This is a genomic window from Veillonella sp. CAG:933, assembly GCF_000431435.1.
Classification (GTDB): domain Bacteria; phylum Bacillota; class Negativicutes; order Veillonellales; family Veillonellaceae; genus Veillonella_A.
Genome location: NZ_HF986214.1, coordinates 51,603 through 58,767, shown reverse-complemented (window position 1 = coordinate 58,767; position 7,165 = coordinate 51,603). Strand labels below are relative to the sequence as shown.

7 protein-coding genes are annotated in these 7,165 nt (G+C 42.7%); all 7 read left to right on the top strand.

Features of this window, described 5'->3' with window-relative positions; translation table 11 throughout:
• Positions 1–231: 231 nt before the first annotated feature.
• The 7 genes from QZL64_RS09400 (at position 232) to QZL64_RS09370 (ending at position 7,040) form a co-directional block, all read left to right on the top strand.
• Positions 232–729 (top strand): MogA/MoaB family molybdenum cofactor biosynthesis protein, encoded by a 498-nt coding sequence (locus tag QZL64_RS09400; RefSeq protein WP_021841742.1) that lies wholly within the window; start codon positions 232–234, stop codon positions 727–729.
• Positions 730–762: 33 nt separating this feature from the next.
• On the top strand, positions 763–1,392 hold the full coding sequence (locus QZL64_RS09395; protein ID WP_021841741.1) for a DUF47 domain-containing protein: 630 nt from the start codon (positions 763–765) through the stop codon (positions 1,390–1,392).
• Entirely contained in the window at positions 1,385–2,386 is a 1,002-nt protein-coding gene (locus QZL64_RS09390) for an inorganic phosphate transporter (protein WP_021841740.1), read from the top strand. Before QZL64_RS09395 ends, QZL64_RS09390 begins: the two co-directional genes overlap by 8 nt.
• A 207-nt stretch (positions 2,387–2,593) precedes the next feature.
• Positions 2,594–3,058 (top strand): RrF2 family transcriptional regulator, encoded by a 465-nt coding sequence (locus QZL64_RS09385; protein ID WP_021841739.1) that lies wholly within the window; start codon positions 2,594–2,596, stop codon positions 3,056–3,058.
• Positions 3,059–3,075: 17 nt separating this feature from the next.
• Positions 3,076–4,458, top strand: coding sequence for a cytochrome ubiquinol oxidase subunit I (locus tag QZL64_RS09380; protein WP_021841738.1), 1,383 nt, complete (start codon positions 3,076–3,078; stop codon positions 4,456–4,458).
• Positions 4,449–5,468, top strand: coding sequence for a cytochrome d ubiquinol oxidase subunit II (gene cydB / locus QZL64_RS09375; RefSeq protein WP_021841737.1), 1,020 nt, complete (start codon positions 4,449–4,451; stop codon positions 5,466–5,468). Before QZL64_RS09380 ends, cydB begins: the two co-directional genes overlap by 10 nt.
• A gap of 261 nt (positions 5,469–5,729) precedes the next feature.
• Positions 5,730–7,040: an amidohydrolase gene (locus QZL64_RS09370; protein ID WP_021841736.1), complete on the top strand. Its 1,311-nt coding sequence runs from the start codon at positions 5,730–5,732 to the stop codon at positions 7,038–7,040.
• Positions 7,041–7,165 lie beyond the last annotated feature (125 nt).

Here is a 7,165-nt window from a genome sequence, read left to right as displayed (position 1 = left end):
TTTTAGGTCTAACTTTAAGGGGTCGGTTCAGTACACCTCGGATGTAGGCTTTTTTGCATTTTCATTGACAATAGTTCATCTGAGAATTACAAAAACTCAATTTTTACATAAACTTTACAAATGAAAAGTGTAATGTTGTTAACCACGATTGCCAATTCGTGTTATACTAAGAGTAAAGGCTTTGTAAATTATCAAGATAGTGTAAAATGTATTTGTGTGGAGGAGTCGAACATGTCCTTACAAGAAGTCTCAGAACGACCTTTGGTACTCGGCGTTTTGACCGTATCGGATACCCGTACACCGGAAACCGATAAGGGCGGCGACACGGTTGTTCAACTAATCGAGGAAGGAGGCCATATTGTAAAAGTCAGGACGATTGTACCTGATGATTTTACAAGAATTTCCGAAGTATTGCAACGTTGGATTGCAATCGAAAGTCTGGATGCTGTTATTTTAACAGGCGGTACAGGCATAGCCAAGCGTGATGTATCGATTGAAGCAGTGGAGTCACTGTGCACTAAAATAATCCCGGGATTTGGCGAATTATTCAGATATTTAAGCTTCACCGAAGATATCGGTACGAGAGCCATTGCGTCGCGAGCAACGGCCGGTGTAAGTTCCGATGTATTGCTTATTTCATTGCCTGGATCGGTTGGCGCCGTTACACTCGGCATGACCAAATTAGTATTGCCTGAAATTCGTCACTTAGTTTTTGAAATCAATAAATAGCAAGTACCACAATCATAAGTTATGGAGGATATTATGGCTTTTCATTTAAAAGGCAAGGAAGAAAAATTTTTCAACATTTTAAATAATCATGTTTCACTATGCCATGACGCATCCGTTGTTATGGAGCAGGCATTTAAAAATGAATTACCTAAAGAAGAAGCACTCCGCGTAATCGACCAGAAAGAAAAAGAAGCCGATCAATTGGTAAACCAAACGATTGAACAGTTGCGGTCCACCTTTATTACCCCAATGGATCGTGAAGACATTCAACAACTCATTGAACAGTTGGATATTACTTTGGATAGTATGAAAGACATTATGGATAAAATGTGTATGTATAACGTAGGTCAACCTACCAAAGGTGCTATCCGTTTAATTGAAATTGTGCAGAAATGCTTAAAACATATTACAAAATCCATTTCTTATATGAATAGCCTTAAGAAGAATCATGTTCGTGTAGAAGGCCGCGTGCTTGAAGTACTTCGTCTGGAAGAAGAAGCTGACGCCGTATATCATGAAGAAATGGCCATTTTATTCCGCGATTGTAAAGATCCGATTGAAATCATCAAATGGAAGGAAATCCTTAGCTCCATGGAAGAAGTCATTGACGGTTGCGAGGATTTGGTCGGTACATTCCGCCGGGTTGTGTTGAAGTATGCTTGATCATTGGTTTGTATGGCTGGTGGTACTCTTAGCATTGGCTTTTGATTATATTAACGGGTTCCATGATACGGCCAACGCCATTGCTACATCCGTATCGACGCGAGCCATTTCACCTAAAAAAGCGGTTATGATGACGGCGGTCCTCAATTTCGTGGGGGCCCTCGTAAGTACCGGTGTAGCTAAGACCATCGGCGGTGATTTAGTTATGTCCGCCAATTTAATTAATGCGGAAGTTATCAGTGCGGCCCTCTTGGGAGCTATCATTTGGAACTTGGTCACCTGGTGGTACGGAATTCCGAGTTCTTCGTCACACGCCCTTATCGGCGGTGTTATCGGGGCGGTTATGGTAGCTGTCGGTCATGAAGCCCTTAACTTTAACGGCATCGGTAAAATTTTCTTATCACTCGTGTTATCGCCGATTATTGCCATGATTTTAGGTTATATTATCATGCACATCTTATTGTTCCTGTTCGGTAGTTTCTCGCCGATTGCTTTGAATGACAGATTCCGCAATATGCAGTTATTATCCGCGACCTTAATGGCGTTTTCCCACGGTTCCAACGATGCGCAGAAGGCAATGGGGATTATTACCTTAACCTTACTCAGCGGCGGTTATATCGATACTTTAGATGTACCGACTTGGGTAAAAGTAGCCTGTGCGTCCGCTATGGCCTTAGGTACGGCAGCCGGCGGTTGGCGTATTATCAGCACCATGGGTACTAAGATTTTTAAACTAGAAAGCATCAACGGCTTTGCGGCCGATTTGAACTCTGCCATTACGATTTTTACCGCTACTTTCTTACACTTACCGGTATCGACCACACACGTTGTGAGCGGCTCGATTATGGGGGTAGGGACGGCTAAACGTGTTAAGGCCGTAAACTGGGGTGTAGCGCGCTCCATGGTATTAGCTTGGTTTGTGACCATTCCGTTAAGTGCCATTATGTCAGGCATAGCCTATTTAGCAATCGATATGATTCGCGAAATTTTATAAAAATTCGCTGAATATCTTGTAAAATTGAATAGATGTGTTATTGCAATTACACACTGTATTGTCTATAATGTAAGTAATAGAAAAAATGCTCGAGATTTGAGCATTTTTTTGTGAACTCAATGTATACTAAGATTGTATTGTTCAATCTTACAAAAGGGAAAGCGAATTATTGGGATAATGATTCGAATTAGGATTTAGGGGGTCACAATGAAACTTAACCAAGCAACAGATTATGCATTCCGTATGGTTTTGCATATGTCGCTCCTGCCGAATGGGACTAAAATTACCGGCGGGGAGCTCGCCAAAGCGCAGAAAATTCCGGATCGATTTCTTCTCAAAATTATGAGAAATTTAATATCAGGCAATATTATGCAATCGTTCCGCGGTGTAGATGGCGGTTTTGCCTTAGCACGTAAACCTAAAGAAATCACTTTATTAGATGTTATAGAAGCTGTAGAAGGGGCAACCTATTTGCAGCGGTGTTTGTATGATAGTGAAACTTGTTCCCGTGGTTGTCACGGTAATTGTTCGGTACAAGAGCAATTTTGTCAAATTCAAAGCCATTTAGTTAAGGAACTACAAGCTGTGGATTTTGAAACCTTGGCGAAACGTGAGCGAGAAATACATTTACAGAGAGTTTGTCCATCGAAGGCGCAAGCGCGCGATTTATAAGTGAGGAGGTTTTACGTATGATGGAAGCATTACTGTTAGCTCGATGGCAATTTGCCTTGACATCGATCTATCACTGGCTGTTCGTTCCTGTTACACTAGGGATGACAGTAGTCGTTGCATGTTTAGAAATTACTTATGTATCGACAAACAATGAAGTGTACAAAAAAATGGCAAAGTTCTGGGGGAAATTATTTTTAATCAATTTTGCCATGGGTGTTGTAACCGGTATCGTGCAGGAGTTCCACTTCGGTATGAACTGGGCTGAATATTCCCGTTTCATGGGTGATATCTTCGGCGCACCTCTTGCCTTGGAAGCTTTAACAGCTTTCTTCCTTGAATCCACTTTTATGGGGGCTTGGATTTTTGGCTGGGACAAATTGTCCGCTAAAGCTCATGCGGTTGTAGCCGTATTGGTAGCTATCGGTACCAACTTATCCGCTTTCTGGATTTTGGTGGCCAGCTCCTTTATGCAGCATCCGGTTGGTTATGTGATTCGTAATGGCCGTGCAGAAATGCAGGACTTCGGCGTTATTTTGAGCAACGGTTATGTACCGGGCCAATTCAGCCATATTTTCTTTGCCGGTCTTATGACTGCAGGCGTTATCATCGCATCTATCAGTGCTTGGCACATTCTCCGCAATAATGCGGTAGATTTCTACAAACGCTCTATTAAATGGGGCTTAGTTTTCACAATTATCGGTGGTGTTTTGGTTGCCGGTGCCGGTCACTTACATGGCCAGTATGTAACTAAAGTACAACCTATGAAAATTGCATCCGTTGAAGGTCTTTGGGACACAACTAAAGGTGCATCTTTCAGTTTAGTTGCTTCGATTGATGAAAAAAATCAGGTAACTAACAGTGCTATCGAAATTCCTGGTTTACTCAGCTTCATCGCTACTGATGACTTCAACGGTGAAATGAAAGGTATGAAAGACCTTCAGAATGCTGATGTACAAAAATATGGTCCTGGGGACTATATCCCACATGTAACGTCCATGTACTGGACATTCCGTGCTATGATTTTCTCCGGCTCTTTGGTATTGTTGGTAGCTATCATTGCTTTCGCAATGAACCGTGCCGGCAAATTGGAACAATCACGCGGTATGTTACAACTCGTATTCTGGATGTTACCATTCCCTTACATTGCTAACGCAACCGGTTGGTATGTTGCTGAAATGGGTCGTCAGCCATGGCTTGTTTACGGCTTACAGAAAACAGCTGACGGTGTATCCAGCACTGTAACGGCTGCTGAAGTTTGGACTACCATTATTGGTTTCTCCGCTGTTTACATTTTGGCAGCGATTGCAGCACTTTATTTAGCGGTTAAACACATTAAAAAAGGTCCTGAAGGCAATCCGTCTCATGATATCGAAGGAGAGGAGGCAGCATTATGGAAGTAATTTTACAGAACTTAGACGTAGTGTGGTTCATCCTCGTTTGCGTATTATTCGCTGGGTTCTTCACACTTGAAGGCTTTGACTATGGTGTAGGCATTTTGCTTCCATTCTTAGGTAAAACTGATGTGGAACGTCGTCAAATGATCAATACCGTTGGTCCTGTATGGGACGGCAACCAGGTATGGATGATTACGGCCGGTGGTGCAACATTTGCATCCTTCCCACATGTTTATGCTACTTTGTTCAGTGGTTTTTACTTGGCTTTATTCTTGATGTTAGCTGCTTTAATTGCTCGCGGCGTAGCATTCGAATTCCGTAGTAAAGACAAATCCATTGCATGGCGTAAAACTTTCGATTATTGCATTTTCTTCGGTTCTTTAATTCCGGCTCTTCTTTGGGGCGTTACTGTTGGTAACTTGATTCAAGGTACTCCGATTGATGCTCAGATGAACTTCGTAGGCGGCTTCTTCGATTTACTTAGCCCTTACACAATCCTTTGTGGTTTGGCATTCATCTTGGTATTCGTTTATCATGGTGCTTTGTATACGGCTATTAAAACAACCGGTCCTATCTCTGAACGTGCACGTGCTACCGCTTTGGTAGAAGGCGTGATTACTGCAGTAGGCGCTCTCGTATTAGTAGGGGCTACTTACTACTTCACTGATTTGTTCAACAGCATGATTGCAACAGTTGCGTTTGCTCTTTGCATCGTATTCTTCTTGATTTCTTGGGGCTTCACCCGCGTACGTCGTCCGGGCGTTGGCTTCACTTTCAGCTGCTTGAGCATTATTTCGGTAACAGCCGCTTACTTTGCAGGTTTGTTCCCACGTATCATGGTTTCCAGCTTAAATCCGGCTTGGAGCTTAACGATTAAAAATGCTTCGTCTTCCGAATATACGTTGACGTTGATGACGATTGTAGCACTTATCTTTGTGCCAATCGTATTAATCTACCAAGGTTGGACTTACTGGACATTCCGTCATCGTGTAAGCCCTGACGATTTACACTATTAATTAAATACTGACTCATTAGAGCCTTCGATTGGATTATAATGAGATTTTGAAAAGCGTGCCGCAAGGTGCGCTTTTCTTTTTGTATGGCGGTGCTTTTCCTTTAATATTCAGCCGTAGCTCTTTATATATTTATTCGTATTCGATATATCAAAAGACCGTTTAAATTATATTATGAGATTACAGATGTCCCCGGAGTGTGGTAAGATAAAGGTAGCAGTTGAAAAATACTCGTAATTAAGACATTAGGGAGGCGTGGTTTACATGAGTACATATAAGAGTGTTGCATTTGCCAACGATAATCGTGAAAAATTTATAGCTATGCGGCGTGATTTGCATCAACATCCGGAACCGGGTTGGTTGGAATATCGGACGGCCGCTATGGCAGCTGATCGCTTGACTGAATTAGGTTATGATTTAAAAGTCGGCAAAGAGGTTGTTAAGGCCGAATCGCGTATGGGTGTGCCTGAAGACGCCGTTATGAAAGCGGCCATGGACCGAGCCCTTCAAGAAGGGGCTAATCCAAAGTGGGTAGAAGCCATGGGATATGGTTTTACCGGCATGGTGGCGACCTTGCATTTCGATGACGAGGGGCCTACGGTAGCTTTCCGTGCCGACATCGACTCCAATGATGTTATGGAATCCACGGCAGACGATCATTTACCGGTTAAAGAAGGGTTTGTATCGAAGCATGAAAAAGCCATGCATGCTTGCGGTCATGATGCCCATTTAACAATGGCCCTAGGCTTGGCCGAATATATAACGACTCATAAAGAAGGGCTCCACGGCACCTTTAAATTGATTTTACAGCCTGCTGAAGAGGGGGTTCGTGGTGCGAAATCCATGGTTGATGCCGGTGTTGTTGATGATGTAGATATCTTCTTCGGCATGCATATCGGGATTAATAAGAATATTGCCGGTTGCCTTGCTTGTTTAAATAACGGCTTCTTGGCTACGACTAAATTAGACGTAACCTTTAAAGGCTACTCCTCTCATGCAGGCGGGTCGCCGGAGCTTGGCAAAAACTCCTTATTGGCAGCTTGTACGGCGGCTTTAAACTTGCAAGCCATTTCTCGTCACTCCAAAGGTAACTCCTGTATTAACGTAGGCGTTTTAGAGTCCGGCACAGGTCGTAACGTTATTCCGGACAGAGCCTATTTACAGATAGAAACGCGCGGTGCTACCGGTGAAGTTAATGATTATATCTGCAAACGAGCCTATGAAGTGTTAAAAGGTGCGGCCGCTATGTATGAAAATGAAGTGGACATCAAAGAAATGGGCAGTGCGCCGGCCTGCATTAACTCAGAAGATTTGGCTAAAGAAGTACAGGTTATTGCCAAAGATTTAGGTATCTTTAAAGATGTACCGTTAGCCAATGAAGGGGGCGGCAGTGAAGACTGCGCTTACTTCTTGGAACGGGTAATCGGCAATGGCGGACGCGGTACCTATATGATTTTAGGTTCCGATATTGCGGCACCGCATCATAATCCTAAGTTCAATATTGACGAAAAGGATATGATTAATGGCATTGCTTTTACGGGCGCTTTAATTGAATCTTATTTGAAAGAAAAATAAGCACAATAAACTTAAGGAAAATAAGCACAATAAACTTAAGGTAGAATAAGCGCACTAACGTTATGGTGCAAAATAAAATAGCGTCCGGAGTTTGCAGTAAATTTTTATAGTACATAACTAAAAGC